Raw genomic sequence first — 25,153 nt, 5'->3', positions numbered from 1 at the left:
TGAAAAAACCGCGCACCGCGGGCGACCAATGGCTAATTATCACTGCGGGAAATAATGAACATCATTCGAAACAGGCAGAGCAATAGCGCGTAACCTGATAGGCTGCGCAACGCCACAGCGCGACATTATTTGAAGTTACCTACCTGAGAATCCGGCATGGCCCAACACGACAAAGACGCCCTTCGCATTGCCCTCGCTGGCGCCTTTAGTCTGGTCATCGCGCTGGGGATTGGGCGCTTCCTGTTTACCCCCGCCCTACCGGACATGATTGCCGATACCCCCCTTACTGCGGTCACCGGTGGGTATCTCGCTGCCATCAACTACGGTGGCTACCTGCTTGGCGCCATGCTCGCCATGGCCGTTCCCGCCCATCGCGCCCGCACCGCTTTCTGGTCCGCGCTGTGGATCAGCGTCATCACCAGCCTGCTTATGGCATTGAGCAGCACCTTTATTCCCTGGGCTATCAACCGGTTCCTGGCCGGCATCGCCAGCGCCATCATCATGGTCAACGGCTCCGCCTTGGTGCTGGGTGCACTGCCCAACCACCTGCGCGCCCGGCTGGGCAATATCCATTACGCCGGCATCGGCCTTGGCATCAGCATCGCCGCGCTCACCGTGGCGTTGATCGAGCGCCTGCAGGGCAGCTACCCGCTGATGTGGTTTGCCTGCGGCAGCCTGGCCCTGCTGCTGATGGCCTTCCTGCGTGTGATCCCCGCCCTGCCCCATGCTCGCGAACACGCCCATACCCGCGTCCCGGTGAACCGCAAGGCAATGGGCTTTCTCATTGCCAGTTATTCCCTGGCCGGCTTCGGCTATATCACCAGCACCACCTACCTGCCCGTGATTGCCAAGCAACAGCTACCGAACCTGGACAACGCCGCCTTCTATACCTGGCTGGCCGTTGGCCTGGCCGCCGTCCCTGCCAACCTGCTGTGGGGCAAACTGGCCAGCCGTACCGGCGAGCGCAACGCGTTGATGATGGCGCTGGTGGTGCAAGCCATGGGCGTCAGTGCCCCGGCCTGGCTACCCGGCCTCACCGGGCTGGTCGCCAGCGGCCTGCTGGTAGGCGGCACCTTCACCGCTGTGGTCGCGCTGAGCATGTACTGCGGCCGCCAGCTGGCCCCCCACGCCGCCAGCATGGCATTGGGTGCGCTCACCGCCTGTTATGGTGTGGGGCAAATACTGGGGCCGGTGGTCACGGCAAGAATGCTGGAAAGCAGCGGCAGCTTTGCGCCGGGCTTGCTTGGCGCAGCGGCGGCGCTGGTGGGCGCGGCACTATTGTTGTTGCCTCTGGCAAAGGTCCGGTTCCAGTAGCGCCACTCACGGATTTAGGGGGTTTGCCCGAAATATCGCTGCACCGCCCGTTCCGCCTCCCGGATCGGCGTCGCGCTCTGTGACTGTGATGGCGCAAAGTTCGTTGTCTCCAGATCATAGGTATAGAGATCGATACTCTGGTCTTCCTCTTCGGTTGTTCGAATCTGCCCCTGTTCCGACGGATAAAGCACCGTATTCACGATATTGCCCAGATGCTCCAGCAATACCGAGAACGTGCCCGTAGTCGATGAAGTGCCTCCATGACCGGGAGGCCCTTCCGTAAGACGCAACCCGAGCATGTTGGGGTTCAGGGGCCGCAACGCCGGGTACCGGGAAGACACCTGTGGCGACAGGTGATCGAACGCATGCAGTGGAAAATTATTGAGGATGCCACCGTCTACCCACAGGCCGTGATAGTCATCCGCATTCTGGTTGTACTGCCCGGTGGGAACATTGGCCTCTACCTTCACCGGCTTGAAGATGAGCGGCAGGTTCATGGAAATGCCCACCGCCTCGGCCACAGGAAAATCCGGCGTGTGACGTTTCGAGAACACCGCAGGACGATGGCGGGTGATATTGGCACCGGTAATGACCAGATCTACACCGGTGAGCTGGAAAAACTGGCGGAAGTTTAACGCACCGGCTCCAGAGACAATCACCCCTCCCGTGCTCTGAAGAATACGCTGGGACAGGTACCCCGCCACCGCTCCACTGAGGAAACGTCGTGGTGCAAAGCCTGGAAACAGGCCGCGGTCAAACACCAGATTATAGAGGTATCCCTGAGGATGCTGAGCGAGCTGGCGCACCATCGGATCGCTGGTAGGGCCAAAAGCGCCGCTACTCACCAGGGCACCAAACATTCCCGCCAGTTGCGACCACCCAGAAATGCTTTGCTGCCGGGCAGTGAGAAAGCTCGCCACCGATGCGCCTGCAGGCGCATCGGTTTTCATCTGTGGCTGATTTCGGCTGTCGATGGTGCGATAGAACCCTGGATTCGGGCCGTCAAAAAATCCTGTAAATGTGGACGCATTGCTGAGGATGCGTTGCAGCTCATTGGAATCGAGCCCCATCGCCAACATCAGGGCCGTAATAGCACCTGCCGAAGCACCACTGATACCCTTGATCTGGTTCTGACCCGGACGGTTGATGTCGATGGGGAGTACCCCCATGCTCTCCAGCGCACGGATGGCACCGAGGTAAGTCACCCCTTTGCCACCGCCACCTTCCAGCGCCAGGTACTCCACATCCTGTGGTCTGGAAATCTGCATGCCAGCCCCCGTTAGCCGTCAACCGGTAGCCAGTTTCCTTCCTCATCCTTTTCCCAGGCTGGCAAGCTGCCATCATCACGCAGACGCACCAGGCTTGTGGGAAACCGCACCTCCCAGGGCTCGCCTTCCGGAATCTCTTCCCCGGGGCGTCCCAAACGCTCGGCAATCTCCTCGGCAATGGGCAGATAAAGATCACTGGTCACCGCTGGCAGGGGCCCACCCATCCAGGGCTCACCAAAGTTCATGAAATGGTCCACCGCTCCTTCGAAGCCAGGACGCAACGGCACCACCACCCGGCAATAGCCCGCCTTCATGAACTGATTGAACAGCGGGTCCGCATCTTCCATGGCAATGCGATCACTCCACTGGGATTTACGACCCCAGAAGTAGGGGTAGGTCAGCCAGGTCATCTGCTCCCATTCAAATGCCTGCTCGAAAAAGCGTACATACGGGCCTTCCGCTTCGTTCTCCCACAAATTGACCTGGGGCATGCCATTGCTGCCCGCCTCAATCGCATTGAAAAGCTCGTAGTGCTGTTCTGTCATGATGCTGATGCAGGCTTTCTTCAGTTCATCCACCATGATTTCCTGATTCAACGCCGGGCTTTTACCTTCAATCACAATGCCCGCTTCAGCTTTCAGCGCTGCCAGCTTCTCTTCATATTCGGCAAGTCGAGCCAGGTAGGCGGTGGTGAGTTTTGCATGGGTTTCATGGCGCCACTTGGCCATGGCCCGGTCGGTACGCTGGCATTTCACCTCAATCGCAATCGCCAGATCAGAGTGATCAAAACTGTTGATGGCGATAGGGATCGCCAGCACCTCGTTATCCAGAGAGGTGTGCCAAACCCGAATACCCGCATTGGAAATACGGTTGCCACGCTGCCCTACCACAACATCCACATCGGCATTCTCAGACCAGGTATTGCCCACCACGCCTACCGTGGCGTAAATGGCACGGTAGCCTTCATCAATCTGAATCTGGCTGGAATGGTTGTAGTCAGTCTTGTCGTCGCCGCCACCAGCATTGTAGTCATGCGACTTGGTGATATACGGCTCCGGCGGGGGCGTCACGTCGGTGGCATGGTAGGCGGCCACCCAGGAGTGATAGTTGAACTCCGTGAGCTGATCCGGCCGGATGTTGAAAGGCATGGGCTTGACCAGCTCCGTCGCACTGACATGAGCACGACGCAGGGCCTCAAGCAAGAATGCGCCCGGCTCCGGCACCATGAAATCAAACATGGTACGCAGGCCATAGTTGAACATCTGCGCTTCATATACCTTCTCTATCCACTGGTAGATGCCCCGGACATGCCCATCGCCACCCGTGTTGTCGAGTGTATGCTTATTGGTTTCTTCCACTTCCGTGGTGATCTTGCGCGACTCGCGCTCAAGCACCCGTTCGGCAATTTTCTTTGAACTACGCTGCGTGACTTCCTTGGAAAAAGTGGATGCCGATTTGGTCACTTCCGTTTTGGAACGAGAGTAAGAGCCTTCCACACTGGCAGAAAACTCCACTGCTGGGCCGTACTTGGCCGTGATGCTCATCCCGGCTTTGAGCTTGGCATCCTCCTGGATTGTTTCACTACTTTCCCGGGCCATTTCAAAACGGTCCGTGGATTCCAGCTCGCGCTCTTCGCTGGTCGTGGTTTCCACTTCACGGAATGTCAGCTCTTCGGTTTGGTTGCGACGGCGGTGGGTACGCTCCTTCCCCTCCCCCTGCAGCACATTCTCGATATGCGCAATATCCCTGGCTTCATAACGCTTGAGGAACTGCTTGACCACAAGCAGATCCGCCACCCCCACCGGCTTCACATCACCGTGGCTACGCGGTACCCGAACGTCCAGTGGGAGCAGCTCGGGCAACGGAAACAAGATCCCGGGAGAGTAGCCCATACTGGTCATGACCCAGGGGGTCGCAATCGGAGAGTTAATCAGCACCATGGTGTTGCCAATGCGCTTGAAGGTACGGTGCACACCAGGATCCGCCAGCTGTTCCAGCTGTTGCCCCACCGCGGCCGCTTCCACACGCAACTGGCTGACCACTTCATCCACCGGCTGGGCCATGACGTCCAGGTTGCGCCCCTTGAGCGCTTCCTGAGTGCTTTTGCTGAGTTTTCGTCCGGCCTCCGGGGTCATCAGAAAAGACCGACTCTCCGGCTTGGTCGGCTCAAAGGCTGTTCGCCCCGCAAAGGTTGTGCGCGCCATCATTGGCGCCTTGTCCGCCATCACCAACGGGGTGGAGAAATCGATCTGAGCCACTCGGGCAAGCATCTCTGCGTTATCCGTACCCGCAACGGCACGACTCAGGTTCGGACTGACCCGGGAAGACGACGAGGCGATCGCGCTTTGCAGCGGCGACAGATATGGCGAGTACCCCTTGTCAAAGGCGGCCTTGAGAATACTTTGTGGCTGAAGCGCCTTGGGGGGCTGCAGTGCTTTGCTGGCCTTCACCGGAGACTGAACCAGTTTCTGTCCATCAATCCGTGTCAGTTCATCAATCGCGCCCAGTATGCCCTTGAAACGGGCCATGCCCTCGTCAAACGCCTTGCGGGTTTCATCCGGATCGGCGTCTTTCTTTTTCCGTGGCGAGCGCAGAATCGAGCCAAGCGAAAGCCCCTCGGGCATCAACAGGCTACGCTGGCGGTAGGTGCGAAGTCGCTCCGGCAGATCAACCTGATGCGCATCCTCTGCCAGCACCTCGAACAACATCATGTCGCGCAACGCCTGGGCAATATGATGCAGAGGACGGCGGTGCTCCTCAGGAAGAAACTTGATGGCAAGAATAGAATCCCGAAGCGCACTCAGTTCCTTCTGAAACTGTGCCATGGCGACCAGTTCCGCAGGAGACTTGCCAAACGCTTCCTGTACCGCTGCAACCAGATCATCGGGATCAAGCGACGACTCATCCTGCAAGGCATCAAACGCGGCCCCCACGCTACGCAACTGGGAGGCAAAAAGCAGATTCTCACGAGTCCCGATGAAGGCCTTGCTGGCAACAAATTTTCGGGCTTGTGCCTTGATCTTTTCCCGTGGGTCGTCGGAGTTAGCCGCCTCGCGCAGCTTCTCCTGAAAGCTGGTTTCGGCGGCCAGCGAAATAGGAGTGATGTCCTCTCTGGGCTCCACGGGTGGACGAATATGAATAAAATTAAAAAGCGTTTCCATGGCGATCCCTCGCTCTCTTCAAAGGTGTTGATGTGCGATCCGTGCACAATGAAGCCACCCTAGTAGAGGGCATAGCCATAAACTGAGAAAGCAATCACAAATAGAACACTATACGAAATGGCTTACACGCCACGCCTTTGACGGCACAACCCTTTATCCGTACCGCGGCAGTACTCCAGCCGGCCTGTATGGCCCTGGCCGCACTCATCGCCAGTTATGGAATCGGACGGACTATTGGGGCCAAGTGACGGAGGGATTGCTGACAATCAGCAGCCGTGTTCGCCCCGGTGGATGGGGTCTGCAGTCGCGCAGCCAGGCACCACCGTTTTTCTGCCGTCGTTGAGTCAGGAACGGTTTTAGTGTGGATGAGCGCCGCTACGGTGCCCCACCAAAAGCGGCATCAAGGCGAACAGCAAGAGCGACACCAGATAAGCCGGCCCGGATACCGGGTCACGACCCGCAACGTAATCCACCACCGGCTGGCCCATCGCCACGGTCAAGGTCAGCTCGGCCAGCACCATTATCGTCAAGGCGATAAAGCCTGCTCCGACACGTTGCCCCGCTGTCACCAGCACAAAACGCTCCACCAGCCAGCGGGCTGCGAGAAAACTCGCCAGCAGCATGAAAGGCAACTCCAGCAGCTCCGCCCACCGCTCACCCAGCCGGGGAACCAGAAAGGGTATGCGGATCAGGGCAAGGGCAAAGCCCACCGCAAAAACCAGAAAAAAGTAGGTGAGCGCCGCAATCAGTGTATGCATGGTGGCTCCTGTTGGCTGGCGAGCTACAAACAAGGATAAACAGGTATCATCAACAGATCCCTGCTCGGCACACAAGGGGATCACATTTCAGTGAAACCCGGTTGCGATGCCACTCGTCCCAACCAGGCCTGGATGCCAGGGTAAGTAGTCAGGTCAAAGCCCCCCTCGTGCGCCACGTGGGTATAAGCGTACAGAGCGAGGTCCGCCGTCGTAATGACGTCTCCCACTAGATAATCCGCGCCATGCAGCTGTCGCTCCATCACTTGCAAGGCCTTATGCCCGCCTTCCTGTTTGGCCGCATACTCATCAGCACGGCCCGGCGGCAGTCCCAGATATTTGTTGATAAAGCGGGCTACCGCAATAAAAGGCTCATGGCTGTACTGCTCAAAGAATTGCCACTGCTGGATTCTGGCCTGGGTCAGTGCGTCTGCGGGATAAAGCGCAGACCCTGCGGCCAGGTAGTTAATGATGGCATTGGATTCAGCCAGGTAACCGTCATCACCGAGATCCAACAGGGGGATCTTGCCGTTGGCGTTCCGGGACAAAAAATCCGGGGAGCGAGTCTCACCAGCCAGGATATCCACCTCTACCCATTCATACTCCCGTTCCAGCAAGTGGCAAACCAGCTTCACCTTGTAGCAATTCCCGGATTGGCTATCACCATAGATTCTCATGCAATGTCCTTTGCGAAAAAACGGGGAACTAGACCGGCCGAGCGCCCGCTATGTCATAGGCGGTAAACTGCCGCTCCAGCAACCCAAGCTCTTTTGCGGCCGCGCGCCAGGGCACAATATGCGGCGCCACCAGATGCGCATCCAGTGACGCATGATCCGGCCACAGCTCGGAAAAGCGAATCAACCCGGGCTCGGCCAGATCCTCAGCCACATCATAGGCAAGACAACCATCGTTGGCGCGGGTGGCCCGAACGAATTCCGCCAGAAAGGGGCGGACAGCAGGGATGGATGCCGGCGGGAAACGGAGAAATCCGAAAACAGCGACTTTTTCTTCCATGAATTGGGTCTCAGTGGTGTTGCTAATCTTATAGTCGTGGCCAGAGTCAGAAGATGGGCGCAATCGCTTGTTATATCGCCACCAAAAATTGAGCAGCAACAATCATTAATATAAATAACCCACCGCCAACCAGGAACAGCTTGAGGTCATCATTGCCAAGGCCAAAATAGGCGAATGGCCCGCTCCGTTTGGCCTCCTTTACCTCAGGATCCTTTCGCTCTACAAACCCACGGTAAGCAGCCATACCAACGGCCATTACAAGTACCACCGGGATCACTACCTTCTGCCATGGCTCAAACCCTGACCACAGCACGGAAAGAGCCTCAAATGCAGAAAACTCTACCTGCCTGCCCATGACCACCATTCCCTAAGATATAACGCCTAGCACAGCCGCCGAAGGTCGCCCTGCTGCTTTTTGTTAGGTTTTGCTCCCCAGAATACAATTCCACCGATGAGCCCCATACCCCCAAAGATAAGCAGCATAAGAACCACCTCATCTGCTTTATTTCGCCCCCAGGCCTCAACCGTAAACATCACACTCATTGGTATCGCACCAACAATGAAGCTTCCTACATAGACCGATAAACGATTTAGCCTTCCCAGGGCTTTCAAGATCATGTAGCCGGGCAAACCAAGCATGGCTGCATGCAAAGCCGAATATACAAAGACCACGATAAAAACCTTTCCCGTTCTTATCGCTATGTATTCATCTAATTCGTACCGCAGAAACTGATCTATCAAATATGGCACCGCCACCACTAACGTCGGCGCCAGAGCAGACAATACGAAAGCGATGATTAATCTCATAAAAACCTAACGCCCGGCTTACCGAGGAATTTTATTGGCGACTTTTTTGGAACAAAAAAGGTGACACTAGAATTTGTCCGGTGGAGCCGCTTGTTAACTCTTAATTTAGTGTCCTGACATTCTCTTCATCCCAGAATTGATCATATAGCTCCGGGAATTCTTGTTTTAGCTCGTTTTCCGAAGGCCAATCTTCTTCGATCAACGGGTCTTTTGGATAGACATATTCTTCTTCTAAATCCTCAATGTCTCCATCCCATGCTTCATCGCACACATACAACAAAGCCTCGCCTGTTACTTCTTCAACTGGATCTTGAACCTGTATATAACTTGCAATTTTGTCAGGGCTTTCAAGGGTTTCGTAAAACCGTTGCTTTCCGTTGAGAATTACCCAGTTTCGAAAATCTTCAAATGCGTCATCTGATATATAGCTGAGTATGATAAAGCTAGCTTTAAGCATCGGCCAAGTATAGGCCTTAGACAGCATCTCTCTGTGTATGTTGGCAAAGGACACCAGTTCTTCCTTTGACTTTCCCGAAAGCTGTTCGGTTATTCGTTCGCACTGCTCATCTGGAGAACATTTATCTGGAGAACCTGAAGACTCAACCAGCTTCCAAAATTCCTCTTCGTTCACGATATTCCCTCAGTGAGTTAACGCCCAGCACAGCCGCCGAAGGTCGGCCTGCTGCTTATTGTTACGTTTTACACAGATACGGCATGGATATTGAGCCGTGTCTTTGTGCGCAATTGAATGATGCTTCCTTTGCCCTCAAAATCAGTTCGTATTTCGAGGCCATCATGCTTTGGCAGTTTCATCCAAACGCTCTCGCTAGGCATCAGCTCAAAATTATCTAGCTCTGCGCATGTGATGGAGCTTTCCTCATACTCGCAACCAGCCGCAGACGAGAACAAGACCAACTTAGCAATACCTTCCGACGTGTTCCTAACTCGGACGGAGCGATCCCGCTCGATATCGTAAGAAAGCCTTCCTCTGGAAAATTGCGGCCAGATTGGCACAACGACACCAATCATTAATGATTTGCTCTTGAAGGGGCGCGAGCAAACCTCCAAGCCTTCAGTTTCATAGCAATCCAGTTGCTCGAAATCATAGTGCTTATATCCAGCGGGATCGGAAACAGCCATGTACTCATCCTTGGCTAGAACAGTACACCCGCACAACATGACAACCACCAAAAGCACCCAGATTCTCATGATCTAATCAACGTAACGCCCGCCTCAGCCACCGAAGGTCGGCCTGGAGGTACTTGTTAAGTGCCTGACAGACTCCAAAAGCCAAGCACACGGTAATCATTACTTCCCAACGCTTTAAGCCTCAAACCTATACCACCTGAAGCTCCGCACTCTACGAGTGAATGATGGGTGGCCTCTCCATCACCGATGGGGTATTCAGCATCGCCAATAACCACTTCAACTGAGCAGTTATCAGGCAGTGAATCAATCTTGGCTTGCAGACTGGGCCCAACATGTTCGATAACAGCGGCTTCCCCAGCCAACAAGCTTCTCACTGCACTCTCAATATCAGGCTCAGCAAATACAGAAGCTGAAGCAATGAGAAGCATAGTTATTGGTATCAGCCTCATAGCACTTAACGCTTAGCTCAGCCGGCGCGAAGCGGTCGGCTGCAGATTCTTGTTAAATCTATGCCTTTCCAGCAGAAACAATGGCGACTTCATTATGAAAAAAATCGGAAAGGCAATCATATTTCTCCAGGATAGCACCCTCTTCTGTCTGCACTTCAATTGCGTCAGCACGTATGAAGTACCCAGCATTATCAGAGGCTGTATAGCTTCGACCACCGAAATGAAAGAGATGTCTTCCTGACTTGTAAGGATTTCGCCAAAATTGATTCGCGGCCACAATATCAAGTGGCTGAAGGCCCGGATAAACAAGTGTGCCGAAAATGTCGAGGTCATAAATACTTAGACCGGCAAAGCTTGAGTAAATCTCTCTATACATAGAGGGAACTTCAAAATCAAAGCGGCCTAGGTGTGACGCCAACTCATCTTCAGATCTTCCGTCCCAGATAGTCATGGCGGAGTACATTGGGGCAACAGCTTTGTCATTTCCAAGCTTGAAATAATCCTTGCCAGTTTCAATTTCTCCCACACTCAACAAAGACCGCGCCACCTCAACAACGGATGTAGCGAAATCTGGCAACTCATTTAGTCGTGACTCGATATTCATAACGATTTAACGCCGCTGACACGCGCTTGTCGCGTGCTCAGCCTTGTTAAGTGTCCCTGTACCATGCGTCGCTTTTGAAAGCATCGGGTATCTCCTGCAGAGCTGGATCATCAAAACCCAGCCTCTCTAACTCATCAAACCACTGATCCCGCTTGGACTCAGGAAGTTTTCTTCCGCACCAGGGGCAGAATACTATTTCAATCGAAGAAGTCCCGCCGTCATGGATGATCAGGCCGTACTCATCAAACCTCGGAACATATGAGACCAAAACGTCCGGGCAATCGTAAGCGCTCTCATGGACATCGCAATCCATGCGCATTGAACGATCCATGTCGGCACAGCAATGCTTTGTCATATTTTCACTTAACAGCGTATTAAGACGAACCAATCGACTTAACTCAATTCGACATAATTATTTTCGCCACAACGCGGTTGTGTTTGGTTTTCACTTCAAAGACAACTCGTTACGTTGAAAATAAGAACGTATCCCAACTGACAAATCGCGAACGTTCGACATAATACCCGCACGATCGTGCTTACTCGCAATTTCATGCCATCCAGAAATTGACTCTATATCAACCGGTTAGCTTTTTCTGTAAGCCATATCCTACAAAGATTATGGGCCCGTCTGTTGAGCAGGGTCGATGGATATCATTCTGCCATTGCGCTTCGCGCCGTTTACTTCGCTCGGCCTGCGTACGTTACTGGGCTATGGGCACTGCTATAGAGAGGGTGTTTTTCCGGGCACTACGAGGGTGTATTGAAGCGGGGTAGCGAGTGCCTGTAATCGAGTTACGGCCATCCAGACCCTCGACTTGAAGGTGAGGGTTCCTGGTTTCCTGGTCTGGTCAGGCTCGCGTGCCATTCGCCGACCCCTTCGGGCCACAGTCAGTGCGTTAGCTCCGTTGCACTTCGGTTCCGACAGGGGGCTTCGTGGCAAGTTTGCGCTGGCGCCCGGCTTCAGACGCCTGGCGTAATATAAAACCGCATCACGCCGATGATCTGATTGTCTTCCGTGCGTACTTCCACGCGCCAGCTGCCTTCTGAGGGCAGCGGGATATGTTTCTTGTGGGACCAGGTCCGGAAACCGGAATCACGGCCGCCGTAGACCTTGAGCGGGATGCGATCCACCAGCTCGCCATTCTGGAACCAGTAATGGTAAACCTGCTGCCCCAGTCCCAGCGGGGCCTTGATCGCCGTGTAGGCATAGAGGCCTTCCTTCACTTCTGTGCTGGTGAAGACCTCACCGGTGACCAGTGGCCGCCGCTCAGTACGGCTGAACGACAGCGCCATGGCCCGATCCTGCAGGGACAAGGTCAGTGGCGGCACCAGCGGGGCCAGCCAGCGGGGGGACAGCGCGATCATGACTGACACCGCCACCAAGCCTGCCCAGCGAAACCATTTTCGTGGCCCGCCAAAGCGCCAGAAGCTGGGCAAGGCAAACAGGGCGGTTAGCCAACCCGCCCAGGTCAGCGCCGTGTCGGTTTCCCAATGGAAGATCAGCGGCAGCAACACCAGCAGAGCCACGAACAAGGCCCAGGCATGAAAGCCGAAATACAGGGCACGGTGACGGGCCAGCCAGAAGTAAATCGGATCAATGATGCTCATCAGAGCGGCGCTGATGACCAGGGTGGTGAAGAGAATGTATTCCGCGCCCCCGGACCATTGCAGCAGCACGAAAGGCAAACTGAAGAAGAAGGCTTCCTGATGCACGGCCTGCAGCATCAACTTGAGCAGACCCTGCGACATCCCTTCCATGGCCGTGCCGGCAAACCGCTGCTGCCACAACCCTTCTGTCAGCAACAGCAACCAGCTGAGTACCAGGAAGCCCGTGAGTACGGCCGCCAGCCACGATTGGCGCTCCACCAGAAAATAACTGCCCAGCCCCAACGCAAAACTGACTACCGCCCACAGGTGGCGGATGCGGTAAAGTCGGTCGGCTATCGCTTGCAGCGTCTGAGACAAAGCCATTCTCCGGTTTAAGGTAACGATTTGATGGCGATTGCCAATGCAGGTTCCAACGCTGGCCGGAATTTTAGGGAGATTTACAAACAGCGGCGACCACCGCCTGCGCTATCACCACCGCTCTTGGCGGGGGCGGACGAGTATGAACAACCCTCCCGCTCTTCCCGGCTTTCCTGTCGCCACCCTCACCAACTCTCGCAACCTTGCTGCCAGGCTTTCGCCTGCTTCGCCCAGGCAAGCTGGGCTGCTACAAAAAGCTGTGGAGAGATTTTGCGGGCGGCAGAAACAAAAACGCCCCGCAGTGCGGGGCGTTTTCAAAATATGGCGGAGAGGGCGGGACTCTCTATTTTAAGGGGTTAAGTTATTGTTTTTCTTTATTTTCAAGGAGTTAAAGGCAGGTTTGCTACAAATTCTTGCTACAAAATGAGTCTCTCCGCTGCTACAATTTTGCTAAATCAGGCTAAAAATTGAACAGCTATGGCAAGCGATAACCTCATCCTCCGGGGCGGTAGTTGGTATGTCCGTCTCTCCGTCCCTGCTGACGTTCGCCCGGTGTTAAACCGGAGGGAATACACTGCAAGTCTCAAGACTGGATCGAAGCAAGAAGCCCAACGGCTGAAATTGCCGTTTTTAAGCGCATGGCGGGACGCAATAGCTGAGGCAAGGGGTTTGACGCCTGACTTGGGAGAAAGTCAGCGAGAGGGGGCATATTTGGCCTCTCAGGCTATTGAGACGTACTTAAATGAATCGGTGCGGCTGTCAGCCCTTGGAAAGACGAAAGAAGCGAATGAGGCCAGTTTTGAGCTGGTGAAGGAGCTGGATTCATTCGGGCTGGACTATGAAGCAGTTTTGCCATTGGTGCAGAAATATCAGGGCAAAGCGATGGATATTGCAAACTGGGTACAGTTCCAAAAGGAATTGACTGAGTTACTGCAAGGGGAAGTTGTTACAGCCATCAACCCTGTAAATCAAAAGGAAGTTGGCCAGATTCTCAAAGACCCAAGCCATTACAGGGCAAAGTCTCCAATCACGATTACCCGGCTGGATTCTTTTGAAGAGTACCAACGTAAACGGGGGATAGTAGGCAAAACAGTAGATATGCAGTTAAGCAGACTCAAAAAGCTCAAAGTTTGGCTAGAAGAAAACCATCGAGACCTTAGCCACGAAAGCATTGAGGCATACCTAGACACGCTGGATTGCGCCAACAAAACCAAGAAACAGCATTTGTTTGCCGGGAATAGCTTCTGGAAGTGGGCGATTAAGAAAGACAAGACGTTCAAGCAACATCACCAAGAGCAAGCTAACCCGTTCGAGAATCACGACTTTGAAGAAATCAGGGGCGTTCGCAAGAAAGAGCGAAAAGCCTTTACTGTTGCTGATATTCAGAAACTTCACCAATCTGCCCAAGCCTTGCCGCGCCGCCAGGCGCTGGCGGATCTGATTGCTCTGGGGGCCTACACCGGGGCAAGGATTGAAGAGCTTTGCCAGTTGAAAGTCTCTGACTTGATCAATGATGACGGGGTTGATTGTCTGTATATAAGAGACGGGAAAACCAGCAATGCAGAAAGGATTGTTCCAGTACATCGTGTTTTAAAGCCTTTGATAAAGCGTCTGACGAAAGAGGCAGATGGTGATTTCCTTCTGCCAGCGTCCGGTAAAAACAAGTACGGCAAGCGATCTGATTCCCTAAGCAAACAGTTTGGAAGACTGAAAAAATCTCTGGGATATGGGGAAGAACACGTTTTTCACAGTCTGCGAAAATCTTTCATCACCTTACTGCAAAATAACGACATACCCGGCCTAACGATTGCTTCAATCGTAGGGCATGAGACCGGCACCATTACGTTTGACGTTTATTCGGCTGGGCCTAATGCCAAACAAAAGCTCAAAGCAATATCGACTCTAAAAATATTTTGAATCTCTACTAAAGCACTGCATTAGATGGCGTGCAATTTTCTTCTAAAGCAGAACATTAGAGAAAATTTGCAAGCAGTAGCAAATGAGCCATACTCAATTTGTGCAAGCAGTAGCAATTAGTCCACAAGTGGATAATTGCGCTTGCCGTCTCGCTTCGCTTGACATTTATTTAAGCCACACAAAACACGACCACTGCTTTAATTGATTTTGATTTTTTCTTTTCCGGGGATTCCAGAAGGGGCGAAGCCTCTTTGGCTCACTGCATAACAAGAGCGGAGCGGGTTATGCTTTAGTGAGTTAAATCTGGCTCTTGCGATCCAGTTGAAAAATGATAATTTTATTATCATAAAGAACTGGATAAGCATGAGTCAGAATAAAAAGAACTTCGTCGCAGTAAGAACACAATACTACAAGAGCGGTGCAGCACAGAAAGTGCTGGCACACGGCTACCGAAAGCACAGCAACTCACCCAACGTAGTAGAGAAATACACTCCTTATAACTTTGGAATGCGTTACCAGTCGCTAGACGACTGTATGGCGCAATACAAAGCCGTTTCAGGAAGAAAACCACAGGACAAGATGAATGTGCTTTTTGAGCACGTTGTCGTTTTCTCAGAAGATCAATTCAAAGAGAGAAAGCCCGGAAAGAAAGAGTTTGACGAATGTATGCAGCGCTATATTAAAGCGATACACGCAGATTTCGGCTTCCAGCCTTTAGGCTATGAGCTTCACCTCGATGAAGGTCATACAGACGAGAAAACGGGCGAATTCAAGCGAAATATACATGCTCACGTGCACTTCTTTAATTATGACTTTAAGAAGAAAAAAGCGCCTCTTAGAGACTTAATGAAGAAGGGGAAGGACGAAAACGGCAAGACTCTGCCGCTCAACCATAACTTTGTGAAAATGCAAGATATGGCCGCAGAGGCATTCAAACCCCTTGGTTTTCGTAGAGGTATCAGTAAAGGAGAGAGAAATAGAAAGCACTTAGATAAAGACACGTTTATTGTCAGCAAGAAGCTCAGCGAAATAATCAACAGATACGATAAAGTCAGGCGTTTGGTTCACAATCTTGATAAAGACATAACAGCAAAGAAACTCAATCTGAAAGAGCAAGAAGAAAGATTGTCTGAATATCAAGATTTAGAAGAATTGCACAACACAAAGATCCAGCCAATGCTTTTGGCTTTTGAAAAATTGGAAGAGGCATTCAAGGCAGGACAAGACTATGAAGAACAACTCAACAGTTTCAAGAAACTTCAGTCAGAGATAACAGAAAAAGATCTCAAGTCCGCAGGAAGAATAATAAAAAAACTCTAATCTTATTTAAAGCAGAAGGAAAACAACTCAATCACTGAGAAAGTGGCCGTCTCGACTTTTATTAAAACACTGCTCTGTGCGAGCAGTAGCAAAATGTGGTAAACCACTAATTTACAGTTAGAATATCACTTCGCTCTATTCTGATGTGGTAAAAAATGTGGCAAACAATAGTTGATATTTAAGAAGAAATAATTTGACAAAACAAAAAAATATGAAACTATTTTTTAATAGGAATAAAAAAGAGCCGCATTGAGCGACTCTTGGTATGGTGAGAAACGGTCTGCGGCAGGACTGACACCATACAGAAAAGATTATCACTCATTTTTTGTATTTCAAGTCCTGCCAAAACAAACCACTCAAAAAAATAATTTTTTCTCACTACACCCAAGAAACTTTTGGATTTTAACAGATGTTTTGGGGGTTTCTTATAGTTGTTTTATTCTCAGCAGTTACAAGGGGTTTTGTCGTAGCTGTGCATGGATAAGTTGGCTTAGATCTGGGTGTGGGAACCCAGAGAGCACATTGGAACGAGTATATTCAGATAGCGCTGCATACTAACGTCAATCACTGCAAAGAGGCTGTAGACAATCCGACAAGACAGTTTGCTGAACTGTTCAAGTGTCTGCCTGCGTATGCAAGGATGGGTTTAACCAGCCCATGAGGTCTTCCCGCCGTTGACCCATAGCTCGTCAAAATAGTGATGGAGTTATGGAAAGTTCTGCCCGCAAGGGCAGAAATGGTTACCCCCGCGAGCAAAGCGAGACGTTTAAACATTAGGGGTTATGGTCTTAACTCTAAACAACGTCTTACTGAACTAAGAGAAAGAGAGAAAAGAGAACATACACTATAATTTTGTCGAAATTTGGCAAAAAAAAAGCCCCTCAGGGGAGAGGGGCCAATAGGGGTAAGAGCTATTTAGTTCATTGCGTTAAGAATAGAGTCTGCAAGAGCTTCATTTTCAGTCATGAGCGAATACTGCTCTCCAAAACCAGCCTCTTCGGTAACGGCGATATACAACAGCGACAAATCACCACCAGAGACGAGTAGCAGGTATGCTTCATCGCCTACATTTCCGCCACGCAATACACCAAGCATTGGGTCTTCTACACTGCTAACTTCCTCATCATTAAAGAAGTCAGCTGCATCGACATTATTTTCCCATGTCGTATCGTAGTCGCCCGGTGCCGTTTGACCATTTTCACGGAAACCAATAGGTTCTTTCACAACACCAGATCCCTCATCATTGACGATCAGCAGATTCCAATCATCACCCGCCTCGGCAGAGAGATTGCCGAGATCATGCAAATCAGTTGGGCGGTTATCCATGTAAATCAAGGTTGTGGCTGATTCGGCAAAAACCAATACATCCCACTTTTCGCCATTTTCTTCGCCAACGCCCTCATAGACCAAGGTAAAGGTATCAGGGTTGTTTTCGAACTTCAGGCTTTTAGCTGTTGCGGTATACCCTTCCGTGGTGTTTTCTTCTGAAACATCAACAGGGTTATACCAACCACCCTCTTGGGCGTTTGTGAAGCTAATTGTCCCGTCATCATTAAAAGTGACGTTCCGAATACCGGGATCTTCACCAACCACATACAAGCGCCAAACCCCAGTGCCTGACAGAAGCAAATCCTCCATCTGACTATCAAGGTGCGCTTTCGCCTCAGCTTCTGTTACCAGTGCGTTATCAACTGCACCAGCAGTGTTCGGGTCGCTGACAAAATCTCCAACCGGTTGATCGAAATCAACATTAGCTGCCTTCTCAGCAGTCTCTTCCGTCTCATCAGGAATCTGGATGCCATTGCTGGCATCACCATCACTATCCAAGGATTGCAGAAGGATGGCGATATTCAGGCCAAGATCATCACTATCGGAGGTTGATACTTTATCAAAATCATTGATAGTAACTTTACCAGTGGCTGGCACAGGGGGTAGATCAACGCCCCGGACAGAGAAAGTCACCGTATCGCCACTTTCAAAATCGAAGAAACCGTTTTCATCCGTGAAACCGGTGGTTCCAGACGGAGAAGCTGTGTAAGCGATATTGGCCACAGCAGAATCCACGAACTGCCCTGAACGGGCCTCTCCACTTCCTCCCTCACCGCCATCGTTATTGCTTCCTCCACCAGAGGAGCTTCCGCCTCCTCCTCCGCAAGCATATAGAGCAGCCGTTCCACAAATCAGAGCTAAAGCTTTCAACTTAGTATTCATTTCAGTCCCTTAGTATTAGCAAAACCACAATCCCGCCACCTTCCGTGAACAGGCTCACACATTCTGCCGGGGCAGAGTCACATATTCAAATTGGATATACCGGGATTCTGAAACGTCATGGACGGATTAGAGATGCACAGGAAAGGCCTTTAAAGGCATGACAGGGGAGGTAAAGCGGAGACAACAAAAAGGGCACTACAGGCCATTCAGGAGGCTTTTCGGAGTTTTACCCCCCATCCTAGCCTATCAATCCTGCCATCACCGTTTTGCTACAAAACTTTGCTACAAATCTCAAATGAAAAAGCCCCGTAACTCATTGAATTACGGGGCTTTTCTTTATATGGCGGAGAGGGCGGGATTCGAACCCGCGATACGGTAACCCGTATGGTTCCTTAGCAGGGAACTGGTTTCAGCCACTCACCCACCTCTCCGGAATGCGGTACTGCTCAAGTCAGGAAAGTGAACGCTCTTGATTGGCGCTGTTTCCAAACTCGCCGCGCATGATAACGACTTTGCGGAGAAAATACAGCCCAAAAATCAGGCAGACTCACCGTCTGATGATTTTTCGTGCTGAATTCGCTGATAAATTTCTTCTCGATGCACTGCAACCTCTTTCGGCGCGTTCACACCGATGCGAACCTGGTTGCCTTTTACACCCAGAACGGTAACGGTGACTTCATCACCGACCATCAGGGTCTCTCCAACTCGACGCGTAAGAATAAGCATGATGATCCCTCCTGGGGTCCTTGTTGTCCGTGAGCGCAATCCGTACCCGGGGCTAACGGGCTCCGTCATTGACGGTTCCTTGGTCGGGACCACTTGCCCACCCCTTGCACGAGGGCGGCAGTATGCCTGAATGAGGTTCTGAAGTCTTGTCGGTGAAAGAGGCAAAACCTACCGGTCGTCGCCCCAATTCTACCGTGGAACCCCTGAAAAGCCTCCTTTTTACCAGACTGCAATGTCTTGTATACAGGTTGCTCCAGGAGTTCCCGTGAAGGATCAGCCGGCCGGCTGATCCAGTTCGAACGCGGAGTGCAGTGCACGCACCGCCAGCTCCAGATACTTCTCGGCGATCACCACAGAGACCTTGATCTCAGAGGTAGAGATCATCTCGATGTTCACCCCTTCCTTGGCCAGGGTTTCAAACATCTTGGCGGCCACACCAGCGTGGGAGCGCATGCCAACACCCACCAGGGACACCTTGGCAATCTTGTCGTCACCGATGATTTCCGGGTTACCCAGATCGTCGGAGGCGTTGCGCAGGGCTTCCTGGGCACGGGTGAAGTCGTTGCGATGTACGGTGAAGGTAAAGTCGGCGGCGCCGTCCTTGCCCACGTTCTGTACGATCATGTCGACTTCGATGTTTTCAGCACTTACCGGACCGAGGATTTTGTAGGCAATGCCCGGAGTATCCGGGGCGCCACGCACGATAATCTTGGCTTCATCACGGGTAAAGGCAATTCCGGAGATTACCGGCTTTTCCATATCAACCTCGTCGTCGACGGTAATAAGTGTTCCAGGACCATCCTGGAAGCTGGACAAAACACGCAGCGGCACATTGTATTTGCCGGCGAATTCCACGGAGCGGATCTGCAGGACCTTGGAGCCCTGGCTGGCCATTTCGAGCATTTCCTCAAAGGTAATGCTGTCGAGACGGCGGGCGGTATCCACCACACGGGGATCAGTGGTGTAAACGCCATCCACATCGGTATAAATCTGGCACTCGTCTGCCTTCAGGGCAGCGGCAAGCGCAACGGCGGTGGTATCGGAGCCGCCACGGCCAAGGGTGGTGATATTGCCGTGGGCATCGACACCCTGGAAACCGGCGACCACCACAATGCTGCCGCCATCCAGGTCGGCACGCATTTTCTTGTCGTCGATCTCTTCGATACGCGCCTTGGAGTGGGCGCTGTCGGTACGCAGGGGAATCTGGCTGCCGGTGTAGGAACGGGCATTGAGGCCCAGACGCTGGAGCGCCATGGACAGCAGGGCAATGGTGACCTGCTCACCGGTGGATACCAGCACGTCCATCTCACGAGGAGACGGGTTGTCGCTGACACCCTTGGCCAGGTCGATCAGGCGGTTGGTTTCACCGCTCATGGCGGACACCACCACAACTACCTGGTCACCCTGTTTATGGAAGCCTGCTACCTTTTCGGCAACGGCCTGGATGCGTTCGACAGTACCCACAGAGGTACCGCCGTATTTCTGCACGATAAGGGCCATAAAGTCGCTTTGTCTGCAAAAAATGAGCGCGTAACTCTATCAGAAACGCGCCCGGATTTCATGTTGCGGGTGTCCCGGCCATGTCTGGACCACGGTGAAAGCCGTGTCAGCCCTGTCCTGCTACCCAGTCCTTCACGCTTTCCAGCGCACCCGGCAGCGCCGCAGGATTGTTACCACCACCCTGAGCCATATCCGGTCGACCGCCGCCGCGACCGTCCACCTGCTCCGCCACGTGCTTGAGCAGATCGCCGGCCTTGAAACGGCTGGTCAGGTCTTTGGTGACACCGGCCACCAGGGCCACCTTGTCACCTTCCACCGCTGCCAGCAGGATGATCGCGGAGCCAAGCTTGTCTTTCAGCTTGTCCATGGTCACCCGCAGGGTCTTGCCATCGGCGCCGTCCACCGCGGTAGCCAGCACCTTCACACCATTCACCTCCTGAACCGCATCGGACAGGTCGCTGCCTGCCCCGCTGGCCAGTTTCTGCTTGAGGCGCTCAATCTCTTTTTCCAGCTCGCGCACTTTCTGCGCCTGGTTGCGCACGCGCTCGGCGGCGTTATCCGGGGTGCTCTTCACGGTGGCGGCGATGTCGCTGAGGGCACGCTCCTGCTTGCGCATGGCGGCCAGGGCATTCTCGCCGGTAACGGCTTCGATACGACGTACACCCGCCGCGGCGGAGGCTTCCAGAGTAATCCGGAACAAGCCGATATCGCCGGTGCGGCCCACATGGGTACCGCCACACAGTTCCTTGGAGAAACCATCACTGCCCATGGTCAGTACACGGACCTGATCATCGTATTTCTCACCAAACAGGGCCATGGCGCCGGCGTCACGGGCCGCATCAATATCCATCAGGTCGGTGGATACGGCCGTATTGGCCAGGATCTGGCGATTAACGATGGTTTCAATCTGCTCGCGCTGGGCTTCTGTGACGGCTTCGCCGTGGGAGAAGTCAAAGCGCAGGTAATCAGCGGCCACCAACGAACCTTTCTGCTGGACATGATCACCCAACACTTCACGCAAGGCAGCGTGCATCAGGTGCGTCGCGGAGTGGTTACGCATGATCGCCTTGCGACGCTCCACGTCCACATACGCCGCCACCTTGTCGCCTACCTTGAGGGCGCCGCTTTCCACTTTACCCATGTGAATGTGGGCAGACTGACGCTTGCGGGTATCGGCCACTGCAAAGCGGTTATCCCCTTTCACCAGGAAACCGGTGTCGCCCACCTGGCCACCGGATTCGGCATAGAACGGTGTGCTGGCCAGCACCACCATGCCCTCTTCCCCGGCGTTGAGGCTGTCCACGGCTTCGCCGTCACGATAAAGGCCAACAATCTCGTCTTCGTCCGCCAGCTTCTCGTAACCGGAGAAATCGGTGACAGATTCGATATTCAGGCGATCGCTGTAATCGTTGGCGAAGCTGCCCGCACCACGGGCACGCTCACGCTGGGCTTCCATGGCCTTTTCGAAACCGGCCATGTCCACATCCAGATCACGCTCACGGGCCACATCGGCGGTGAGGTCCGGCGGAAAGCCGTGGGTATCGTAGAGGGTAAAGAGCACATCGCCGGACAACACCTTGCCATCCATTTCTTCGATGGCGCCTTCCAGCACCTTCATGCCAGCGGCCAGAGTGCGGCCAAACTGCTCTTCTTCCGCCAGCAGCGCTTTCTCGATGCGGGCCTGCTCACGGGCCAGTTCCGGATAGGCCTCGCCCATCTGTTCTACCAGCGCACTCACCAGGGTGGAGAAGAACGGCTTGTCCTGCCCCAGCTTGTGACCATGGCGCAGGGCACGACGGATGATGCGGCGCAGCACATAGCCGCGGCCTTCGTTGGACGGGATCACCCCGTCGCAGATCAGGAAGCTGGAGGAGCGGATGTGGTCCGCGATCACCCGCAGGGACTTCTCTTCGAGATCATTGCAGCCAGTGGCCTTGGCGGCCGCCTTGAGCAACGCCTGGAACAGGTCGATCTCGTAGTTGGAGTGCACGCCCTGCAGCACCGCTGCAATACGCTCGAGCCCCATGCCGGTGTCCACGCTGGGCTTGGGCAGAGGGACCAGTTCGCCGCTTTCCTGACGGTCGTACTGCATGAACACCAGGTTCCAGATCTCGATGTAGCGATCCAGATCGTCGTTCTCGGAACCGGGAGGACCACCAGGCACATCCGCGCCGTGGTCATAGAAGATTTCAGAACAGGGACCACAGGGACCGGTGTCGCCCATCTGCCAGAAGTTGTCTTCATCCAGGCGGGAGAAACGCTCGGCGCTGACGCCCATTTCCTTGAGCCAGATATCAGCAGCTTCGTCGTCTGAAACATGCACCGTCACCCACAGGCGCTCTTCCGGCAGCCCCAGGGTGCCGGTGAGAAATTCCCAGGCGAACTTGATGGCTTCGCGCTTGAAGTAATCACCGAAGCTGAAGTTGCCCAGCATTTCGAAGAAGGTGTGGTGGCGCGCCGTATAGCCCACGTTTTCCAGATCGTTATGCTTGCCGCCGGCACGGACGCAGCGCTGGGAGCTGGTGGCACGGGTGTAATCCCGCGATTCACGGCCCAGGAACACGTCCTTGAACTGGTTCATCCCCGCGTTGGTAAACAGCAGGGTAGGATCATCGTGAGGTACCAACGAGGAGGACGGCACCTTGGTGTGTCCCTGGCTGGCAAAATAGTCCAGAAAGGCCTGGCGTAGTTCAGCACTGTTCATAGGAAAAACGGTATCTTGGCTGGCTATCGGAAAGCGCCGAGTATACCGCCCATGGGGCGCGGTTGCGATGGTTTACGAGGAGCGAGTGACGAGTTTCGAGTTACGACACGAGCCAGGTTAGAGCAAGCACTTGAACGCCCTGCCCGCGCACCAATGCCGAGAATCGCGGTGAACCACGCAGACCTTCAACACAGGCGTATCCCGCGTCGTAACTCGAAACTCGTTACTCGTTTCTCAGCCCTTGATCGCCGCCGCCAGACACACCGCCAGCACCATCACCAGCAGGATGCGCTTGAGGACTTTGGGCGAGACCCGATGAGCGAAGCCAACCCCCAGACGCACGCCGACCAGGGTGCCCGCAGCGACCAGCAAGCCGGGGAGCCAGGCCACCTGATCCCGCCACACAAAGATGCCCAGGGCGAGCACGGTGAAGCTGCCGGTGATGGCCAGCTTCAGAGCATTGCCGCGTAGCAGGTCATAGCGCATTTGCCCCACCAGCACGGCAATCAGCACAAAGCCGACCCCGGCCTGAACAAAGCCGCCATAAACACCGGCAAAGAACAGCCCGATCCAGGCTGGCAGGGAATCGTTGGGCACCAACGGTATCTCTTCCGGCCCCGGAGTCATCTGGTTGGGCTTGAGCACCATGATCAGGGCCACCACCACCAGGGTGGTGAGCAGCACCGGTTTGAGAATGGCTTCCGGCAGATACGCCGCAGCCAGCGCGCCCACCAGGGTACCCAGCAAACAGGGCACCAGAATGGCCGGCAACGGCGCGAACGGCATGGTGCCGCGCTTGTTGAACTGGCGCACCGCCTCAATGCTCTGGATCAACACCCCCACCCGCATGGTGCCATTGGCCAGCGCCGCACTCATGCCGGTGAGCATCAGCAACGGCAGAATCAGCAGCCCGCCGCCACCGGCGAGGGTGTTGATAAAACCGGCAAGAACGCCAGCGCCCAGCAAGGCGGCAGCGAGCCAGGGGTCAGAGAGGTATTCCATGGGGAGACTCAATTCAAAAGAAAGTATCGAGTTTCGAGTATCGAGTCGCGAAAGGCCAACCCGGGTTTTCGAAACTCGTTACTCATAACTCGCTTTGGGTTCACACTTGTGATGGCACAAGCTTCAGGCACCGAGAGCCTGACGACACCCTTTACCCTTTGAGGGACTTGCCGAAATCCAGCATGCGGTTGAGCGGCACCATGGCTTTTTCTGCCAGTGCCGGATCAACGAAGATTTCCTGGCCGTTGCCATTCTCGCTTTCCAGCACCTCGACCATGTTCTGCAGGCCGTTCATGGCCATCCACGGGCAGTGGGCGCAGCTGCGGCAAGTGGCGCCAGAGCCGGCGGTGGGTGCTTCAAGGAAGGTTTTCTCCGGGGCCAGCTGCTGCATCTTGTAGAAGATGCCCTTGTCGGTGGCCACGATGAAGGTGTCGTTGTCCATGTCGCAGGCGGCCTTGATCAGCTGCGATGTGGAACCCACGACGTCGGCAATCGCCACCACCGAAGCCGGGGATTCCGGGTGCACCAGTACGGCAGCTTCCGGGTAGGCTTTCTTGAGATCCAGCAGGCCCTGAGCCTTGAACTCTTCATGGACGATGCAGGCGCCGTCCCAGCACAGTACGTCGGCACCCGCCTTGTCGCGCACATAGCTACCCAGGTGCTTGTCCGGAGCCCAGAGAATTTTCTCCCCGTTGCGATCCAGGTGCTCAATCAGTTCCACCGCGATGGAGGACGTGACCACCCAATCGGCGCGGGCCTTTACCGCCGCAGAGGTATTGGCGTAGACCACCACGGTGCGGTCCGGGTGCTGGTCGCAGAAATCAGAGAACTCCTGCTCGGGGCAACCGATATCCAGTGAGCAGGTGGCTTCCAGGGTGGGCATGAACACCCGCTTCTCCGGGCTGAGAATCTTGGCCGTCTCGCCCATGAATTTCACGCCAGCCACGATCAGGGTGGAAGCAGGATGCTCCTTGCCAAAACGGGCCATTTCCAGCGAGTCCGATACACAGCCACCGGTCTCTTCTGCCAGCGACTGAATTTCGGGGTCGGTGTAGTAATGGGCCACCAGCACAGCGTCACGTTCGCGTAACAAAGACTTGATACGTTCACGGTAGGCCAGTCGCTGCTCGTCCGTCAGCGAATCATCCTGCACCACCTTTGCAAGGTGGGCCTGTACCAGAGCTTGTGCCTCTGCAGTCATTGCTATCACCGCCAGAAAAATATCAATTGATATCAATCACTTAAGGCCACCCAAAACATGGATGGCGAAAAATAAGGCGGGCATAA

The 25,153-nt window shown here is 54.0% G+C and carries 22 protein-coding genes and 1 tRNA gene; 3 read left to right on the top strand and 20 right to left on the bottom strand.

The genetic code is table 11. From position 1 onward, the window contains the following. The first annotated feature begins 156 nt into the window (after nt 1-156). Nucleotides 157-1,314, top strand: coding sequence for a YbfB/YjiJ family MFS transporter (locus GFN93_RS15630; protein ID WP_153502243.1), 1,158 nt, complete (start codon nt 157-159; stop codon nt 1,312-1,314). Nucleotides 1,315-1,328: 14 nt separating this feature from the next. On the opposite strand, the gene GFN93_RS15625 is transcribed toward GFN93_RS15630, so the two are convergent. From GFN93_RS15625 to GFN93_RS15565, 13 genes are all read right to left on the bottom strand, one after another. Next, on the bottom strand, nt 1,329-2,582 hold the full coding sequence (locus tag GFN93_RS15625; protein ID WP_153502242.1) for a patatin-like phospholipase family protein: 1,254 nt from the start codon (nt 2,580-2,582) through the stop codon (nt 1,329-1,331). A gap of 11 nt (nt 2,583-2,593) precedes the next feature. Then, a complete protein-coding gene (locus GFN93_RS15620; RefSeq protein ID WP_153502241.1) occupies nt 2,594-5,743 on the bottom strand; it encodes a hypothetical protein in 3,150 nt (1,049 codons plus the stop codon). Between the two features lie 356 nt (nt 5,744-6,099). Continuing rightward, nucleotides 6,100-6,501 carry a hypothetical protein gene (locus GFN93_RS15615; protein WP_153502240.1) on the bottom strand — a complete coding sequence of 134 codons (402 nt, stop codon included), beginning with the start codon at nt 6,499-6,501 and terminating at the stop codon, nt 6,100-6,102. Nucleotides 6,502-6,581: 80 nt separating this feature from the next. Next, nucleotides 6,582-7,175 carry a glutathione S-transferase family protein gene (locus GFN93_RS15610; RefSeq protein WP_153502239.1) on the bottom strand — a complete coding sequence of 198 codons (594 nt, stop codon included), beginning with the start codon at nt 7,173-7,175 and terminating at the stop codon, nt 6,582-6,584. A gap of 28 nt (nt 7,176-7,203) precedes the next feature. Then, a complete protein-coding gene (locus GFN93_RS15605) occupies nt 7,204-7,512 on the bottom strand; it encodes a putative quinol monooxygenase (protein ID WP_153502238.1) in 309 nt (102 codons plus the stop codon). Nucleotides 7,513-7,582: 70 nt separating this feature from the next. Beyond that, nucleotides 7,583-7,867 carry a hypothetical protein gene (locus GFN93_RS15600; RefSeq protein WP_153502237.1) on the bottom strand — a complete coding sequence of 95 codons (285 nt, stop codon included), beginning with the start codon at nt 7,865-7,867 and terminating at the stop codon, nt 7,583-7,585. Nucleotides 7,868-7,893: 26 nt separating this feature from the next. After that, a complete protein-coding gene (locus tag GFN93_RS15595; RefSeq protein ID WP_153502236.1) occupies nt 7,894-8,319 on the bottom strand; it encodes a hypothetical protein in 426 nt (141 codons plus the stop codon). A gap of 100 nt (nt 8,320-8,419) precedes the next feature. After that, on the bottom strand, nt 8,420-8,950 hold the full coding sequence (locus tag GFN93_RS15590) for a DUF4240 domain-containing protein (protein WP_153502235.1): 531 nt from the start codon (nt 8,948-8,950) through the stop codon (nt 8,420-8,422). Nucleotides 8,951-9,018: 68 nt separating this feature from the next. Further along, the gene (locus GFN93_RS15585) at nt 9,019-9,459 is read right to left on the bottom strand and encodes a hypothetical protein (RefSeq protein ID WP_153502234.1); all 441 of its coding nucleotides are present in this window, start codon (nt 9,457-9,459) and stop codon (nt 9,019-9,021) included. Nucleotides 9,460-9,584: 125 nt separating this feature from the next. Next, on the bottom strand, nt 9,585-9,896 hold the full coding sequence (locus tag GFN93_RS15580; protein WP_153500839.1) for a hypothetical protein: 312 nt from the start codon (nt 9,894-9,896) through the stop codon (nt 9,585-9,587). 79 nt (nt 9,897-9,975) lie between these two features. After that, nucleotides 9,976-10,521 (bottom strand): hypothetical protein, encoded by a 546-nt coding sequence (locus GFN93_RS15575; RefSeq protein WP_153502233.1) that lies wholly within the window; start codon nt 10,519-10,521, stop codon nt 9,976-9,978. Between the two features lie 46 nt (nt 10,522-10,567). Beyond that, nucleotides 10,568-10,876 carry a DUF6980 family protein gene (locus tag GFN93_RS15570; protein WP_153502232.1) on the bottom strand — a complete coding sequence of 103 codons (309 nt, stop codon included), beginning with the start codon at nt 10,874-10,876 and terminating at the stop codon, nt 10,568-10,570. 605 nt (nt 10,877-11,481) lie between these two features. Then, nucleotides 11,482-12,492 carry a DUF5924 family protein gene (locus GFN93_RS15565; protein ID WP_153502231.1) on the bottom strand — a complete coding sequence of 337 codons (1,011 nt, stop codon included), beginning with the start codon at nt 12,490-12,492 and terminating at the stop codon, nt 11,482-11,484. A gap of 471 nt (nt 12,493-12,963) precedes the next feature. Between GFN93_RS15565 and GFN93_RS15560 the strand changes: the two genes are divergently transcribed. Beyond that, the gene (locus GFN93_RS15560) at nt 12,964-14,403 is read left to right on the top strand and encodes a site-specific integrase (RefSeq protein ID WP_153502230.1); all 1,440 of its coding nucleotides are present in this window, start codon (nt 12,964-12,966) and stop codon (nt 14,401-14,403) included. A 363-nt stretch (nt 14,404-14,766) separates the two neighbouring features. Beyond that, on the top strand, nt 14,767-15,723 hold the full coding sequence (locus tag GFN93_RS15555) for a hypothetical protein (RefSeq protein ID WP_153502229.1): 957 nt from the start codon (nt 14,767-14,769) through the stop codon (nt 15,721-15,723). 915 nt (nt 15,724-16,638) lie between these two features. On the opposite strand, the gene GFN93_RS15550 is transcribed toward GFN93_RS15555, so the two are convergent. From GFN93_RS15550 to nadA, 7 genes are all read right to left on the bottom strand, one after another. Beyond that, entirely contained in the window at nt 16,639-17,934 is a 1,296-nt protein-coding gene (locus GFN93_RS15550) for a hypothetical protein (protein ID WP_153502228.1), read from the bottom strand. A 341-nt stretch (nt 17,935-18,275) separates the two neighbouring features. Then, nucleotides 18,276-18,365, bottom strand: a tRNA-Ser gene (locus GFN93_RS15545). A 106-nt stretch (nt 18,366-18,471) separates the two neighbouring features. Then, nucleotides 18,472-18,660 (bottom strand): carbon storage regulator CsrA, encoded by a 189-nt coding sequence (csrA, locus tag GFN93_RS15540; protein ID WP_011589077.1) that lies wholly within the window; start codon nt 18,658-18,660, stop codon nt 18,472-18,474. Between the two features lie 273 nt (nt 18,661-18,933). Further along, a complete protein-coding gene (locus tag GFN93_RS15535) occupies nt 18,934-20,160 on the bottom strand; it encodes an aspartate kinase (RefSeq protein ID WP_153502227.1) in 1,227 nt (408 codons plus the stop codon). Nucleotides 20,161-20,266: 106 nt separating this feature from the next. Then, nucleotides 20,267-22,864, bottom strand: coding sequence for an alanine--tRNA ligase (gene alaS / locus GFN93_RS15530; protein ID WP_153502226.1), 2,598 nt, complete (start codon nt 22,862-22,864; stop codon nt 20,267-20,269). Nucleotides 22,865-23,098: 234 nt separating this feature from the next. Further along, nucleotides 23,099-23,866 carry a sulfite exporter TauE/SafE family protein gene (locus GFN93_RS15525; protein ID WP_153502225.1) on the bottom strand — a complete coding sequence of 256 codons (768 nt, stop codon included), beginning with the start codon at nt 23,864-23,866 and terminating at the stop codon, nt 23,099-23,101. A gap of 151 nt (nt 23,867-24,017) precedes the next feature. Beyond that, nucleotides 24,018-25,067 carry a quinolinate synthase NadA gene (gene nadA / locus GFN93_RS15520; protein ID WP_194285832.1) on the bottom strand — a complete coding sequence of 350 codons (1,050 nt, stop codon included), beginning with the start codon at nt 25,065-25,067 and terminating at the stop codon, nt 24,018-24,020. Between the last annotated feature and the right edge of the window lie 86 nt (nt 25,068-25,153).

Origin of the sequence: Alcanivorax sediminis (genome assembly GCF_009601165.1) — a bacterium.
In the GTDB taxonomy this organism is placed as follows: Bacteria; Pseudomonadota; Gammaproteobacteria; order Pseudomonadales; family Alcanivoracaceae; genus Alcanivorax; species Alcanivorax sediminis.
This window is presented reverse-complemented; position numbering and strand designations above follow the sequence as displayed.